This is a genomic window from Pantoea sp. RSPAM1 (assembly GCF_038816185.1).
GTDB classification, from domain to species: domain Bacteria; phylum Pseudomonadota; class Gammaproteobacteria; order Enterobacterales; family Enterobacteriaceae; genus Pantoea; species Pantoea ananatis.
Window position 1 is genome coordinate 3,942,495 of record NZ_CP046137.1, and the last position, 15,178, is coordinate 3,957,672.

12 protein-coding genes are annotated in these 15,178 nt (G+C 53.1%); 8 read left to right on the forward strand and 4 right to left on the reverse strand.

The window, feature by feature from the left end:
* The first annotated feature begins 6 nt into the window (after positions 1-6).
* The 5 genes from GKC68_RS18980 to GKC68_RS19000 all read left to right on the forward strand — a co-directional run bounded on the left by GKC68_RS18980 (position 7) and on the right by GKC68_RS19000 (position 6,659).
* The gene (locus tag GKC68_RS18980; protein ID WP_342656409.1) at positions 7-603 is read left to right on the forward strand and encodes a hypothetical protein; all 597 of its coding nucleotides are present in this window, start codon (positions 7-9) and stop codon (positions 601-603) included.
* Positions 604-1,024: 421 nt separating this feature from the next.
* Positions 1,025-1,861, forward strand: a complete 837-nt coding sequence (gene kduI, locus GKC68_RS18985; RefSeq protein WP_342656410.1) for a 5-dehydro-4-deoxy-D-glucuronate isomerase — start codon at positions 1,025-1,027, stop codon at positions 1,859-1,861.
* A gap of 55 nt (positions 1,862-1,916) precedes the next feature.
* Entirely contained in the window at positions 1,917-2,678 is a 762-nt protein-coding gene (kduD, locus tag GKC68_RS18990) for a 2-dehydro-3-deoxy-D-gluconate 5-dehydrogenase KduD (RefSeq protein WP_014606664.1), read from the forward strand.
* A 382-nt stretch (positions 2,679-3,060) separates the two neighbouring features.
* A complete protein-coding gene (locus GKC68_RS18995) occupies positions 3,061-4,140 on the forward strand; it encodes a glycoside hydrolase family 88 protein (protein WP_342656411.1) in 1,080 nt (359 codons plus the stop codon).
* A gap of 29 nt (positions 4,141-4,169) precedes the next feature.
* Positions 4,170-6,659 (forward strand): hypothetical protein, encoded by a 2,490-nt coding sequence (locus GKC68_RS19000; protein ID WP_342656412.1) that lies wholly within the window; start codon positions 4,170-4,172, stop codon positions 6,657-6,659.
* A gap of 124 nt (positions 6,660-6,783) precedes the next feature.
* Here GKC68_RS19000 and GKC68_RS19005 read toward each other — a convergent pair whose 3' ends face one another.
* Positions 6,784-8,154, reverse strand: a complete 1,371-nt coding sequence (locus GKC68_RS19005; protein ID WP_263794316.1) for an aspartate aminotransferase family protein — start codon at positions 8,152-8,154, stop codon at positions 6,784-6,786.
* A 63-nt stretch (positions 8,155-8,217) separates the two neighbouring features.
* The gene (gene eat, locus GKC68_RS19010) at positions 8,218-9,582 is read right to left on the reverse strand and encodes an ethanolamine permease (protein ID WP_028724571.1); all 1,365 of its coding nucleotides are present in this window, start codon (positions 9,580-9,582) and stop codon (positions 8,218-8,220) included.
* 243 nt (positions 9,583-9,825) lie between these two features.
* Between eat and GKC68_RS19015 the strand changes: the two genes are divergently transcribed.
* Complete coding sequence (locus tag GKC68_RS19015; protein WP_342656413.1) at positions 9,826-10,830, forward strand: phosphotransferase; 1,005 nt, start codon at positions 9,826-9,828, stop codon at positions 10,828-10,830.
* A 129-nt stretch (positions 10,831-10,959) separates the two neighbouring features.
* Positions 10,960-12,024: an AraC family transcriptional regulator gene (locus GKC68_RS19020; protein WP_028724569.1), complete on the forward strand. Its 1,065-nt coding sequence runs from the start codon at positions 10,960-10,962 to the stop codon at positions 12,022-12,024.
* A gap of 161 nt (positions 12,025-12,185) precedes the next feature.
* On the opposite strand, the gene GKC68_RS19025 is transcribed toward GKC68_RS19020, so the two are convergent.
* Positions 12,186-12,860, reverse strand: a complete 675-nt coding sequence (locus tag GKC68_RS19025; RefSeq protein ID WP_230624158.1) for an EAL domain-containing protein — start codon at positions 12,858-12,860, stop codon at positions 12,186-12,188.
* Between the two features lie 433 nt (positions 12,861-13,293).
* Here GKC68_RS19025 and GKC68_RS19030 point away from each other — a divergent pair, with 433 nt between their 5' ends.
* Positions 13,294-13,716 (forward strand): GNAT family N-acetyltransferase, encoded by a 423-nt coding sequence (locus GKC68_RS19030; protein WP_342656414.1) that lies wholly within the window; start codon positions 13,294-13,296, stop codon positions 13,714-13,716.
* A gap of 170 nt (positions 13,717-13,886) precedes the next feature.
* Here the strand turns inward: GKC68_RS19030 and GKC68_RS19035 are convergent, their stop codons facing one another.
* Complete coding sequence (locus GKC68_RS19035) at positions 13,887-15,077, reverse strand: alpha/beta hydrolase-fold protein (protein WP_110146052.1); 1,191 nt, start codon at positions 15,075-15,077, stop codon at positions 13,887-13,889.
* Positions 15,078-15,178: the final 101 nt, after the last annotated feature.

The following is a 15,178-nucleotide window of genomic DNA, read 5'->3' on the forward strand; positions in this document are numbered from 1 at the left end:
ACAAAAATGAAATACATTAATAAAATAATCAAATTAAGCGAAAAAACAAATAAAAAAATAGAGGTTAGTGGTGTTGATGAACTAGAGAACATTAAAGATGATATGAAAGAAAAAATGGGCATGCCAATTGGATTACATACCTTTGGCGCACCATTAATCATTAGTATGGTGCTTACTGTGATCAGTTTTTCCCTGCCTCAATTTTCATTCTGGTTATTTATCTATGACCTGATGGGATGGGAACAACACGCCGTTTTTATCGGTATTATTGCCGCAGCCTTTATCTATGTACTCGTATTGTTTACGACAATGATGATGGTTTCGCGCGGAATATATTTGGCGCTAAGGGCTTATATTTTAATATTAATCCTGGCATTGATTACCGCTTTATTTTTTCTACTTATCACTATGATTTCATCAATAAGCGGCAACAATAATTACTCTCTTTCTTTTACTGGCGCATTATTAAGCATCGGGTTAAGTTTGATCGCTCTTAAGTGTCTTAATAGCGAGATGTTTTATAAGTCCTACGCTTTTATTCTTCACAATCGAGCCTGGAGAAAACAGTTGGACTTGCAAAGAAAAACAACCGCTTTCCGATAGTGAAAATTTACCTAATTTAAATATATGGCCCCTTGCGTGGGGCCATGACAGGAAAAAGGACTTTCTTTCAAAAATTAACTTTATAAATAGAAAATTTAACATCACATACCCCTCCCTTTAATGAACTTTCTCTTCCCCTTCGGATAGTACTTATTTAAATTAACAATTAAATAAAACCGTCCTAATACACTACTTTTAAAAAATAAGAATAATGCTGCAAAGTTAGCTATTACACTTACAAAAATCATTAATTCACCCAAAAAAAACCAGAGCCACCTCACCAATTAAATTTAAAAATAAAACATTATTTCAATTTTAATTGAAAAGAGATTTTTTGCCTAATAGGATGCACAAAAATGAATTCATGCTGCTTTAATTCATTACTGTATAAATTTACTTGCACCACTAACGGGAGGTTAACGTGGAAGTCAGACAAAGCATTCATAGCGCCCACGCCAACGCGCTGGATACACAAGGATTACGCGATGAATTCTTGATTGAGAAGATCTTTGTGCCCGATGATTTCACCATGGTGTACAGCCATATCGACCGTATCATTGTTGGCGGCGTGATGCCGGTCGGCCAGGCTTTAGCGATAGGTAACGATGTGGGGAAGCAACTTGGCGTCAGCTATTTTCTGGAGCGTCGCGAACTCGGCATGATTAATATCGGCGGGCCCGGTCAGGTCACCATTGATGGCGAAGACTATGAGATCGGTCATCGTGAAGCGCTGTATATCGGCAAAGGTGCCCGAGAAGTCCTGTTCAGCAGCCTGGTCCCCCATCGTCCCGCGAAGTTTTATTACAACTGCGCACCGGCGCATAAGACATTGCCCATCCGCAAAGTGACGGCTGGCGATGCCGCTGCCGTCACGCTCGGCGATAACCTCACGAGCAATCGCCGCACGATCAACAAGTATCTGGTTCCTGACGTCCTGGAAACCTGCCAGCTCAGTATGGGGTTAACGCAGCTTGAACCCGGCAACCTCTGGAATACCATGCCGTGTCATACCCACGAACGCCGTATGGAAGTCTATCTCTATTTCGATATGGATGATGATGCCTGCGTTTTTCATATGATGGGTGAGCCGCAGGAAACGCGTCATCTTCTTGTCCATAACGAACAGGCGGTCATTTCACCGGCCTGGTCGATCCATTCAGGTGTCGGTACGAAAGCCTATACCTTTATCTGGGGAACGGTAGGTGAAAACCAGGTGTTTGATGATATGGACCACGTATCGGTCAAGGATCTGCGCTAATCCTCACCAATGCGCCGCCTGTCAGAAGCAGGTCGCGCGTGAATAAGGAGTCCACATGATACTGAATGCGTTTTCTCTTCAGGACAAAATCGCGGTGGTTTCGGGCTGCAATACCGGCCTGGGTCAGGCTATGGCATTGGGACTGGCTGAAGCCGGTTGCAATATTGTTGGTATTAATCAGGTTGAACCCGACGAAACGATTAAACAGGTGACCGCGCTGGGACGTCGCTTCCTTAGCCTGAAAGCTGATTTGCGTAACATTGATGCTATCCCTGCCCTGCTGGACAGCGCCATCGCCTGCTTTGACCGCATTGATATTCTGGTGAATAACGCGGGCATGATTCGCCGTGAGGATGCCATCAACTTCAGCGAACAGGACTGGGATGATGTGATGGATCTGAATATTAAGAGCCTGTTCTTTATGTCGCAGGCCGCCGCCCGACATTTTATTGCCCAGGGGGATGGGGGCAAGATCATCAACATCGCCTCAATGCTCTCTTTTCAGGGCGGGATCCGCGTGCCTTCTTACACCGCGTCTAAAAGTGGCGTAATGGGCATAACCCGCTTGCTGGCCAACGAGTGGGCGAAGCACCGTATTAATGTCAACGCAATTGCCCCGGGCTATATGGCAACCGATAACACGCAGCAACTGCGCGCTGATGCACAGCGAAGTGCCGAAATCCTCGATCGCATTCCCGCCGGTCGCTGGGGAAAACCAGAGGACCTGATGGGGCCGGTGGTATTTCTTGCCTCACGGGCTTCTGACTATATGAATGGCTATACGATTGCCGTCGATGGCGGCTGGCTCGCGCGTTAAGGCTGAGCATTAAGCCTTTACGTCTGCCCGGGCGAGCCTGTCGTTATGCGTGAATAATGATGGCAGGCAGCACGATTAATCAGGCAGGCAATCGCATCATTAAGGCCGGTTTTACTCTTTTATGAGAAAGAATAATGATTGAGGCCAGAATAGTGCCCCTGAACGCCAACCGTATGAATAAGTCAATATATCTGGTTAATGTAAAACTGGCTTCTTAAGGCCAGCCGATAATGATGACGTCATGGGATTTCATTTCCCAGAGAAACCTATGGATAACCGTTATTCCCGCCTGTCGAGGCGAATAAGGACGTCAAGGTTACAGTGAATAATCACAGAAATATAAAAAACGAGTAAGGATTTATACAGCATTGAGGGAAACATAATGGAATTATTATCAACAGCCCGCCAACTTGATCTGTTACTTAATGGATTTACACAGCTAAAAGACGAAGGCAAATTTAACGAACCCAATATGGATGGCACAGCAGGCGATTACATCTCATTTGCTCACTGGGAATGGCCGCAGGGTGTTGGCCTGTTTGGTCTGGTGAGATTATGGGAGTTGACCCGTCGCGACGATATTTACCAAATCATTGAAAACTGGTTTCAGCAAAATATTCAACAAGGCCTGCCCCCGTTAAATATTAATACCACCGCCCCCATGCTGCCGTTATCCCTGTTGTGGGCACATAACCGGGCACCATATTATCAATCGGTGCTGGATAGCTGGGCCGACAGGGTGATGACAGAGCTGCCGCGCACTCCGGAACAAGGCTTCCAGCACGTGGTGTCCGACGGCATTAACCCCATGGAGATATGGGATGACACACTGTTTATGGTGGTGCTGTTTCTCGGCCATTACGGTGTAGCTTCCGGACGTCAGGCGCTGGTCGATGAGGCCGTACGCCAGTTTTTACTGCATGCCCGTTATCTTAACGATCCGCAGACCGGTTTATGGTTTCACGGCTGGAGCTTTGCCGAGAAGAGCCATTTTGCTCAGGCCCGCTGGGCGCGGGGAAATGCCTGGATAACCGTCGGCATTATTGAGTTTCTGGAACTGACCCAACTTCGCGGCGGGGTACGTGACTATTTACTCGAATGCCTGAAAACGCAAATTAATACATTAATCACGCTGCAATCTGATAGCGGTGCATGGCACACGCTGCTCGACCATCCAGACAGCTATGAAGAAATATCGGCTACCGCCGGATTTGGCTATGGCTTATTAAAAGGCGTTCGTCTTGGCTATGGCGATGAACGTTGGTTGCAGGCAGGTTTACAAGCCCTGGGCGCGGTACGGCGAAATATTGACAGCAGCGGCACAGTCCACAACGTCTCATATGGCACCCGCATGGGAAGAACCCTGCAGTTCTACAAAGATATTCCGCTACAGCCAACCGGTTATGGCCAGGCGCTGGCTATTTTATGCCTGACCGAAGCGTTAAGACATTTAAAAAAATAACAGGACGTCGACACCAGGAGAACATCGTCATGGACCAGAACCATTATTGTTACTTCCCCCTTAACCAGAATGACGCCGTTCGCTACTGGCAGTTATCCGCGATTTCTTCACAGCGCTATGATGTGCCCAATGCGCCGATGTCCGGTGAAATGGATCCGTTTTTCTTTCTGAGCAAACATAAAAACTTTATTCCCCATACCTATCCCTGTCGGACGCAGTTTCAGCAACACTATGTCGGGAAAAAGCCCACTCCTTTCGGCGATACTACCCTGAAAAACTGGTGGTTCCCTTTTGGTTCCGATCGGGTCGATTTATCAGGTTTCTGGTTCCGGGCTACGCGCATCGGCGCTCAGGCAGAAACCTGCCTCGTTGCGGAACAACGTGGTCTGTACCGTTTTCGGCTAACCACCTGCGGTGCCGCCTGTATTACGCTGAACGGCGGTGATGTGGCATGGCTGGCGGACTATCAGCGTAATCTGGAAAGCACCGTTGAGTTCGCGCTCATGCTGGATGCCGGAGTGAACGCTATCGCGGTCTGGTTCGATGACCTGGCCGAACGCGATGTGCGCTTCTTTTTCCAGCTGGACTATGTTGAAGGTGCGCCGCTGCAGGTGGCACTTCCCACGCCGGTTGAAGCGGAGCGGGTGCGGCAGATGGAAGCCCTGCTCGAAGGCATGGCGTTTGAACAGCCGACCTACACAGGCGGCACCGTTCGCCTGTGCTTCCCAATACCAGCCCCGGAAACGCTGAACCTGAATATCCGCGTGCAGGGCGACTTTATTTCGCTGGACCAGCCCGTGCTGCTCAACGCGGTTTTACATCAAGGCGAAACGGTGGCAGAAATTGCCGAAAGCGACGCGTTGCCGGCTGATTTTCGTCATTTCGTTATCAGCATGGAAAAAGACAACTTTCATATCAGGCGCATCCTGGGCGTGGAGATCTGCCATGCAGAGCAACAGGCGCAGGTGCCGAAAACGCTTGAGGCGCGCACAGATGAGGCTCTTAACCATGTTGCCCTGCACGGCGAATACAGCAGCGTAAAAGCGCTGGCCCGGCTAGCCTGCGGGAGGGATGACGCCGAAACCCAGAACATGCTGGAAGGCGTTTTAACACCGGTTGAAGAGTGCCATGACTGCGCCGACTTTACGCTTGTACCGCTGCTGTGGTGTCGGATCCAGTGGGCCGATCGCATTGCCGCTCCCGTTCGCGAGAAAATGGATCGGGCGATTTTAGCCTTTCGTTACTGGATGGATGAGCCGGGAAATGACGTGCAGTGGTATTTTTCAGAAAACCACGCGCTGCTGTTTCATACCGCCGCCTACCTGGCGGGAAGCACCTTTCCGGATAAAACCTTTGCCCGCTCAGGCCGTCAGGGCTATGAGCAGGCAGAAGCAGGCCGTCAGCGCGTGCTGGCATGGCTGGATCACTTTGAACAATGCGAGATGGCCGAATGGAATTCCGCGCCTTACTTCCCTGTCGATCTTAAAGGATTAACCGCCCTCGCCGCCCTGGCACCGGATGCCGAAATCGTTGCCCGCAGCCAGCGCGCTATCCTACGCCTGCTGGAACAGATAGCACGCTCTTCCCATCAGGGCATGCTCACCGCATCGCAAGGTCGTTCATACGAGCACACGCTGCGCGCAGGTCGCTCGCTGGAGCTGTCCGCTATCTCACGTCTGTTGTGGGGCAAAGGCAACATTGGTTGTCGCTTTCATGCCTTACCGCAGCTGGCGCTACTGTTAAAACAGGGCAAACTGTCGATCTCACCTGAACTTGCAAAGGTGGCGGTATGGCAAGGTGACAGTGCGCTGGAATGGTATTTCGCTCAGGGGCTTAACCGCATTGCGCGCCTTTACCACTATAAAACCCGCGACGTGGCAATGGGTTCCCTTGCCGGATACCGCTGGGGGGAATGGGGTTATCAGGAAACCCCGATTCATCTGAGGATTGGCGAGACGCCGGAGGCGCAGATCTGGATCAATCATCCGGGTGAACGCCTGCACAGTGGCTTCGGGCGGCCTTCCTACTGGGGAGGATGTGGCACGCTGCCGCGCGTACAACAGTATCGCGGTCTGGCGATCGTTCTGTTTCGTGTTCATGAAGGGCAGCCTGATTTTTCTCACGCCTGGCTGCCGCAGCGCTATTTTGATGACGTGCGTTGCTACGATAAACGCATCCTGCTGCGCAGTGGTAAAGGTTTAGTACAGATCTCCGGCAACCGCGCGTTCCAGCGGATCGCTCATGGCCCGACACAGCACTGTGAAGTCCGCTTGCCGGGGCAGGAAACCTGCTGGCTGATTCGCCTGAATGACGATCCGCGGCTGGATAACCTGGCGGATTTTGAGGCGCGATTTGCACAGCTCACCGTTGAGCGGCGCGAAGACGGCACCTTTTACGTCAACGATCCGCAATATGGCGAGGTGTTTTTCCAGCCAAACGGCTGTGTTTTCGGGCACGGGCGGTTACTGGATCCTGACAGCTGGACAATTTCCGGCGACAGCCACGAACTCCCCTTGTAATTCTGCCGTGCCAATCCCTGGCATCAGGATTACGGATATCGCCAGCCCGGCTGACGTCGGGCTTTGTCCGTGCAGTGATGACGGGCGTTATGCGCCGCGTGCAACATTCAGCAAAATCATCCCGTTACCGCCCTGTCCTGTGCCCGGCAGCGGCCTGTCCCTGTAGTTTTTTCAGGCAGCGATCCATCGCGCTGACGACCCAGTCGATATCATGCGTCTGGAAGCACAGCGGCGGCCGAATCTTCAGCACGTTGCCGTAAGGCCCGGCGACAGACGTCAGCACACACTCTTCGCGCAGCGCCTCGACCAAATCAAGCGCCAGCCGTTTGTCAGGCTGCTTCGTCTCTCTGTCCGTGACCAGCTCAAAGCCAATAAACAGGCCTGCGCCGCGCACGTCGCCTACGCAGGCATAGGTACCCTGAAGGGACTGTAGAGCCGCTAACAAAGCCTGCCCGGTTTTCAGGCTGTGCGCCTGAAGCGACTCCTGCTCGATCACATCCATCACGGCATGCGCCGCCGCCATCGACACCGGATTGCCACCAAAGGTATTAAAATACGGGAGCGAGTCACTGAAGGCTGCCATAACCGGGGCTTTCGCCATCAGACCGGATACGGGAATACCGTTGCCCATCGGTTTACCCGTGGTCACCACGTCGGGCACCACGCCGTGGCGCGCAAATCCCCAGAATGATTCCCCTGTACGGGCAAAGCCGGGCTGAACTTCATCGGCAATAAAAATCCCGCCGTTTTGATGGACGACGTCGATAGCCTGCTTTAAAAAGCCCGGCTGGCCGGGTAATACGCCGTCTGAAGAGAATATTGAATCCGCCAGAAAGCCCGCAAACTTAATGCCGTGCGCGGCCATATCATCGATCTGTTTTTGAATCTCTTGGGCAAACCAGGCTCCCTGATCGGCGGGCTGAATGCGGTAAAAATCTGGCGATGCCACCAGCCGGGTATGCGATGACAGCGGCTGGCCGCTGCCCAGAGCCGGTGATACGCCGGACGTCAGCGCGCTGGTGCCGTGGTAGGCCTCTTTCGAAACGATAATGCCCGTGCCGCCGCTCCACGCATGCGCCATACGAATCGCCAGATCGTTTGCCTCGGACCCTGTGCACATGTACATGGCCCGATCGATGGCCGCCGGCATCGTTGCCAAAATGCGCTCGCTGTAGTCCAGAATAGACTCATGCAGATAACGGGTGTGCGTATTCAGCCGCATCATCTGCTGGTGCACGGCTTCCACGACCGCCGGATGACAGTGGCCGATGCTGGCGACGTTGTTATACATATCCAGGTACTGTTTGCCCGCCTGGTCCCAGAGATACTGCCCCTGCCCGCGCACCAGATGCACGGGGTTACGGTAAAACAGCCGATATGACTCGCCCAGCACCTTGCTGCGTTTGTCGGTTAACTGGCGAATCGCCGGGGCCAGCGCTTCCGCGTTTTCTGCACGAAAGCTGTTGGTATCCATAATGGTTGAACGTACCGTCATCATCACTCCTCGGATTCAATACTGTCGCTGCCGTACATCAGTGCGCGGCAGCGTCTGTCTGCGTTAATCGATCTCCGCCGCGACAGAGGTTTGCGCGATCGTGCCGCGCCGGGACTGGGTCGTCAGGAAATAGAGGTAACCCACGACCATAAAGGCTATAAACAGCGCGCCAATCTCCGGGTTAAACCACAGCATCGCCGCCAGGCAGATCAGCGATCCGCAAAGGGCAATGGCGGGGATCACCGGATAACCCGGCGCACGGTAACTGCGCGCCAGCGTGGGCGCGGTACGACGCAGCTTAAACAGGCTCAGCATACTCATGATGTACATCACAATCGCGCCAAACACCGACATTGTGATCATGGCGGCGGTCAGGCTCATGCCCTGAAAGCTAATTCCGTCAGAGAAAATGGCCAGAATGCCCACTACGCCACCGGCCAGAATGGCGCGGTGCGGTGTGTTAAAGCGTGAAAGCTTCGCCAGGGCGGGCGGCAAATACCCTTCGCGGGCCAGCGCAAAGAACTGGCGGGAATAGCCCATGATGATGCCATGAAAACTGGCGATCAGGCCGAATAAGCCAATCCACACCAGCATGTGCATCCAGCGCGAGTCATTCCCGACCAGCATTTTCATCGCCTGAGGCAACGGATCGTTAATGCCCGATAACGTACGCCAGTCGCCTGCCCCACCGGCAAACACCATCACGCCAATCGCCAGCACCACCAGCGTTAAAATACCGCTGATATAGGCGCGGGGAATGGTGCGGCGGGGATCTTTTGCCTCTTCTGCCGCCATCGCGACGCCTTCAATCGCCAGAAAGAACCAGATGGCAAAGGGGATGGCAGCGAACATACCGGATACGGAAGCCAGCGAGAAGGTTCCCTGGCCCGCCCAGCCGTTGGCGACGAAGTTCGCCAGGCTAAAGCCGGGCGCCACAACGCCCATAAACACCAGTAATTCAATCACGGCAAGCAGCGTAACCAGCAGTTCAAAGGTCGCGGCGATGCTCACGCCGATGATATTCAGCCCCATAAACACCAGATAGGCGCACACGGCGATAAGCCTGGGATTAATTTCAGGAAACTGCACGTTGAGATAGGCGCCAATGGCCATCGCGATAGCGGGAGGCGCAAACACAAACTCAATCAGCGTGGCGATTCCGGCAATCAGCCCGCCGGTGTCGCCGAACGCCCGGCGGCTATAGGCGAACGGGCCGCCCGCCTGAGGAATAGCCGTTGTCAGTTCGGTAAAGCTGAAGATAAAACAGGTATACATGACGGCAACAAAAAACGTCGTGACCAGAAAGCCCAGCGTGCCCGCTGCGCCCCAGCCGTAGCTCCAGCCGAAATATTCTCCCGATATCACCAGCCCCACGGCAATGCCCCAAAGTCGCAGGGTGCCCAGGGTGGGTTTCAGTTTCTCTTTCATCACTGCGTTCCCCGTCTGTGTTAATTGAAAAATGTCGCACAAAAGCTGTCGGGTAGATGATGGACACAGTGAGAAGGGAAAAACTTGACCGCAGAAAACAGAACACCGTGATTTAAGGTCAACTTGCCCCGGACCTGGCTGCCAGGTGCCTGCCAAAGTCAATTTTCCCCTGCTTTCAGGTCAAGCGTGCAGGCAGGGTTCAGCGCCATGCTGGCCCTACACGCAGAAACCCGGGAGCCGGACATGAGCCATAAACAGTACGATACGCTGAGTAACGACACCATCCTTCAGCTTGCCCACCGGGCATTAGTGAACTATCCCGCCTGTGCACAGGCTGAGGTCAGGCTGCTGTGTCGCTCAGAAAACGCGACGTTATCTGTCAGCACGCCGCAGGGCCGCTACGCGCTGCGCATTCACCGGGGCGATTACCACGCGAAGCAGGATATTGAAAGTGAGCTGCTCTGGCTGGATGCGCTTCAGGCGGCGGACATCAGCGTCCCCGCTGCCGTGGAAGATCGTCAGGGAGAACGCATTCAGGTCCTGCCGCTGCCCGAGGGTGGCGAACGCTATGCGGTGCTGTTTCACTGGATAGAGGGCGATATGCTGACCGACAGCGTCGATCCGGCTGCGTTTCGTCAGCTCGGTGCCATTACTGCCCGTCTGCACCATCACAGCCGGAAATGGCAGAAGCCGCAGGGGTTTCGCCGCATCATCTGGGATCATCATACGATGGTGTCTCCGGCAGGCCACTGGGGCGACTGGCGGGACGTTGCGGGGTTACCCACCGCTGAACACGCGGTGGTAGAAGAAACGCTGGAACACGTGCGCCGCCAGATGCAGGACTTCGGACAGTCACCTGAACGCTATGGGCTGATTCATGCCGACCTGCGCCTGACCAACCTGCTGGTGCATAAAGGCGAAACCCGGGTGATCGACTTTGATGACTGCGGCATGGGCTGGTACCTGCACGATCTTGCCGCGGCCATCAGTTTTGTTGAGCATCATCCGAGTGCGCCAAAGTGGGTGGAAAACTGGTTACGCGGTTACGAACAGGTCGCGCACATCAGCGATCGGGAACTGGCGATGATCCCCGCCATGCTGATCCAGCGGCGTATCCAGTTGACGGCCTGGGTGGCTTCCCACCGCGAAACCGAGATGGCGCGCAGCCTGGGCGATCGCTGGGCCAGCCACACTGTCCGGCTGTGCCAGCGCTATCTTGAAGGTGCCGCGCTACCGATTGGCGTTTAACGCACCGCCGCAGTGCCTGATTGCGGTGCAACACGGAGAGCGAATCAGGTAAGCGATTGTTATCGCGTGGTTTCCAGCTGGTACGTTTTTTGCAAAACCTTTAGACGTTCACTTTTTGCGGAAAACAAGATGACCAGCAGAGTTCCAGAGGCCGCGTTAACGGCCATCTCCGGCGCAGGCGGCCATCGCGGTGTGTTGTCTGCCGCCGCAACGGGCTTAGGCGAATTTATCAATGCACAGGGCGGCGATGTCGATCGCATTTTCGGGATCAGCGGGATCGATCCCGATATGCTCGCCTGCCCAACGCTGAGCCTGGATCTGGTCAGCTATTGCCGGGTGCTGGAGGAAGCCGCAAGCCAGGCAGGCGTGGACAACTTTGGTCTGCAATACGGTCATCAGTTCCGACCCCAGTCACTGGGGCTGATCGGCTATATTGGCCTGTGTTCAGCCACGCTGGAACAGGCGCTGCAAAACGTCGTCAATGCCTTTCCCTTTCATCAACACAACACCTGCATCCGGCTGACCGAACGCGGCGACTGCTGGCAACTGGATTATCAGGTTCGCCATGGCGTGATTCTGATGCGCCGCCAGGATGCCGAGTTAACGCTGGGCATGTTCCTCAACCTGATCCGCCATGCCGCAGGTCGGCACTGGGCGCCGCGCGAAGTGCATTTTGAGCATCCGCGCCCTGAGCACTGGCACGAACACTGTAAAGTGTTTGATGCCCCAGTTTATTTCGATCAACCCTTTAACTCGATGATCATCGCGAAAGCGGATCTGAACCGGAAAATGCCGGATCATGATCCGATGCTGCTGCTGGTGATGCAGGATGCCATCCGTCGGCTCAGCCCGCCCGTGGTGCGTCAGGACACCGTTAACCAAACCCGAACGGACATTCATCTGCAACTGCTGAACGGCGAACCTTCACTGGAAATCATCGCGGAAAAACAGGGGTTATCCGCCTGGTCATTGCAACGGCGCTTACGTGATGAGCAAACCAGCTTCTCGGCGCTGGTGGACAGCGTACGCAAAGAAATGGCCACGCATTATCTCAAACAGCATCATCTTTCTGTTTCCGAGATGGCGCTGCTGCTGGGCTACTCTGAAGTCAGCGCTTTTTCACGCGCCTTTCGCCGCTGGTTCGGCTGCAGCCCACGCGATTGCCGTAAATCACAGGAGGGACTGTTCTTGTAGTTAAGCTATCCAGCCAGAACAGCATTCGTTAGGCTGCGAGCTTCACCAACCGCTGTCGGCTGTCGGCTTTAACCCTCTCAGCCAGTAATAAGGCAGTGAGGAAATTTAGGATCAGAATAAATCAAAACGAGCAGGCAGCGACGTTAAGAATAAAAGCGTCGTTAGGTAATGGCTTCAAAAGAAAAGGCTTTAAAAAGATAGCCCTGAAATGCGGCAGCATGGGGTTTAGCAAACTGGAAGTAAGTATCCTTTTCCACGCCTTCGACAATGATAAACTGGCAGTAGTCTTTAATTTGCGCCAACGTTTCTTTCCAGAGTGGACGATGATGATGTTCCCAGAAAAAGTGCTTGTCGATTTTAACCGCCTCATATAATCCCTCCTGCAAACAGGGAAAATGAGAAGATGCACTGCCAAAATCATCCAGCCATAAAGTGTAATTATTATATAACTTTCGCAGCAGAGGATTATTAAGCCCCTCAGCCAGGTTGGGAAAGTCTTCTGAAACCTCGATGCGAAGAAAAGAATGCGCTGTGGCGAGCTCGTAAATATCCCGTTCTTCCAGCAGCGCAAAAGCCATCTCTACATCTACATTGACAGAACACAGCAACTGGTTACGTTCAAAGAAATGTCTTTTTCTATCAATTAAGAACAGTTGCTCTTTTAAGAGCTTTATTTTCTGTCCTTTATTCATTCTGTTTATATGAAAAAAAGGGGTCCCTGGTGCGGCAAATCGGGTTAATACTTCAACAGCAATAAGGTCGGATTTCAGGTTTACTATGGGTTCAGCAATGAACCGCCAGGCACGGTTATTATTATCAAGACTCTGGATTTCCATTCCCATGCTCTGATTAACAGTGTTGAAGTAGATTGATTATTGATCGCCTTTAGCTATCAATCAAATGAATTTTAACGGATTAAACTATGATTAAACCTATCAAATCCTAAAAATCGATCGTTAAACCCTTGTTATTTAATGATGAATGGCAAACTATAAAACTCCATTTTTCCATGGACCGCATTTTTTGCCGGCCATCCCTGTGAGGCAATGTGTCCCGATGGATTCCTTTCAGAGTACAGGGGAAATGGGAACAGGGCTGGGTTCAATCTTCCCGACGGCCTTAAGGCCAGCCTTAAACAGATGAAATTGACAGACCGATGACAACCGGATTCCAGCCAAATGGAAAAAAACGGGTTAAAAACCGCTTCCGGAAAATACAGGGGTCAACCTGGATATTGGCGACTTGAAATACCGCGATCCAGACGACAATATGCTCCAACTTCATCGTCACGTTATACAGAACGCCCCTGTCTCTTTCCTTTTTAAATTTGCCCTCCGATACCTTAAAGAAATAGATGAAATACGCTTTTCCGTAACGGAAAACCGGCTGCACGCGCATCAAATTCACTATTTACAGCGTGAGCAAGCGCGGGAGGATATATGTCAGGGCGGCGGCTGGATTTGCCAGGTCGGGGATGATTATGCAGGTTATGGATTGGGGATCTATGCGCCCGAACCGCTAACTGGCGGACTGTTTGTTAAACCTGAATATCAAAAACAGGGCATCGGGACGCACCTGCTGAACGCGATCGTCCAGTGGTTTAGCGATCGGGGCGCAGAGGCGATTATGCTGACTACCGATCCCGGCTCGAACGCGGAGGGGTTTTATCAGGCAAATGGCTGGGTCGCATAAGGCAGTGATGCGTTTGGGCAGCGGGTGATGCTTAAGCGCTTAGCGCTTGGCTGACATGACGCAATCCGCCACCAACGAAACAGCAGCGTTCCCGCCGCGTTGGCGAGAATGCGCACAGGATACACAAGATGTCCTGCTCATCCTGTGCGCGGTCAGCGCTGAAGCCAGAATTAGTGCGACTGTGGTTTAAACAGCTGCTGCACAAACTCCACATACGCAGGGCGCCAGACGTCCATCTCATGTCCCAGCCCCGGATATTGCGTGTAATGGAACTTCACGCCCTGCTTTTCCAGCTCGGTTCTGAGTCCGGCAATGTCTTTGCCTGTCACGATATCTTTATCGCCCACCACCAGCGTAAAGTTTCTCAGCTGTTTGTTCACGGTCTGCGGCTGGCTCAACTGACGCGTGACGACCTCATCAGGCACGGTGCTGGTGGTCACGCCGCTAAAGCTGGCCAGCCAGGCAAAGTCGTTCAGATGTGTCATGCCGGACACCAGCGCCTGATAGCCGCCCTGAGACAGCCCGGCTATCGCGCGGTCGGCAGGTTTGCGACTCACGGTAAAACGTTTTTCCACCAGCGGGATAATATCCTGCATCAGCTCCTTATCTGCGGCGGCGGCATTCAGCGGATAAAAGTCCTTGCGGCGATCGGCAGGCGGGAAGTTTTCAGGAATAGCCTGCACGATGTCGGTTTCGGTATCGGGCACCACCACCAGCATCGGCTCAATTTTTCCTTCTGCCAGCAGGTTATCCATGATTTGCGGCAGGCGAAGCTGAGAGATGGCCGACAGCCCGGTATCGCCAAAGCCATGGTAGAAGTAGAGCACCGGTAGCGGCTTGCTATCAGCCTTGTAACCCGGCGGTGCCCAGACGAACACCTGACGTTCTGATTTTAGCGCACCAGAGTGATAGGTCAGGGTCAGCACATCGCCGTGCGGCACGTTGCGCTCATCCAGAATACTGCCCGGTACCAGAATCATGCTGGTGTTCACCTGGCGCTGCGGTTTCGGGAAACGGCTGCCGGTATCCGGGGTGCGGAAACCGTCTACGTCAAAATAGTACTCATAAAGGTTGGGCTTCATTGGCTCGCTGGTCCATGACCAGATCCCCGTGCTGTCCTTTTTCATGTCATGCGACTGCTGGCTCAGCGGCGTGGAACCGGTTACGACGGCAACCTGCTTCGCGGCAGGGGCAAAAAGACGAAAGGTAATGGAGTGATCCGGATTCAGCGCCGTAATGTAGCGGCTTACCGGAATGCTCGTGTCTGGCGTTAACGGCAAAGGGGCGGCAATCAGCGCAGGTGCATATCCCGCGAGCAGGCTGCCTGCCAGGAATGAAATACAGGCTAAGGTTTTTTTCATCGTGGGTTCCGGTTTTATGTATGGCGAGGTAGTTATTGCATCTTTACGTCCAGGAATAGAGGAAAGGGATACGCAAAAAACGCAGGGTGTGATGCGGTTCA

Coding starts and splice junctions, on each gene's coding strand:
- GKC68_RS18980 (WP_342656409.1), top strand. CDS start 7: ATGAAATACATTAATAAAATAATCAAATTAAGCGAAAAAACAAATAAA.
- kduD (WP_014606664.1), top strand. CDS start 1,917: ATGATACTGAATGCGTTTTCTCTTCAGGACAAAATCGCGGTGGTTTCG.
- GKC68_RS18995 (WP_342656411.1), top strand. CDS start 3,061: ATGGAATTATTATCAACAGCCCGCCAACTTGATCTGTTACTTAATGGA.
- GKC68_RS19000 (WP_342656412.1), top strand. CDS start 4,170: ATGGACCAGAACCATTATTGTTACTTCCCCCTTAACCAGAATGACGCC.
- GKC68_RS19005 (WP_263794316.1), bottom strand. CDS start 8,154: ATGACGGTACGTTCAACCATTATGGATACCAACAGCTTTCGTGCAGAA.
- eat (WP_028724571.1), bottom strand. CDS start 9,582: ATGAAAGAGAAACTGAAACCCACCCTGGGCACCCTGCGACTTTGGGGC.
- GKC68_RS19015 (WP_342656413.1), top strand. CDS start 9,826: ATGAGCCATAAACAGTACGATACGCTGAGTAACGACACCATCCTTCAG.
- GKC68_RS19020 (WP_028724569.1), top strand. CDS start 10,960: ATGACCAGCAGAGTTCCAGAGGCCGCGTTAACGGCCATCTCCGGCGCA.
- GKC68_RS19025 (WP_230624158.1), bottom strand. CDS start 12,860: ATGGAAATCCAGAGTCTTGATAATAATAACCGTGCCTGGCGGTTCATT.
- GKC68_RS19030 (WP_342656414.1), top strand. CDS start 13,294: ATGCTCCAACTTCATCGTCACGTTATACAGAACGCCCCTGTCTCTTTC.
- GKC68_RS19035 (WP_110146052.1), bottom strand. CDS start 15,077: ATGAAAAAAACCTTAGCCTGTATTTCATTCCTGGCAGGCAGCCTGCTC.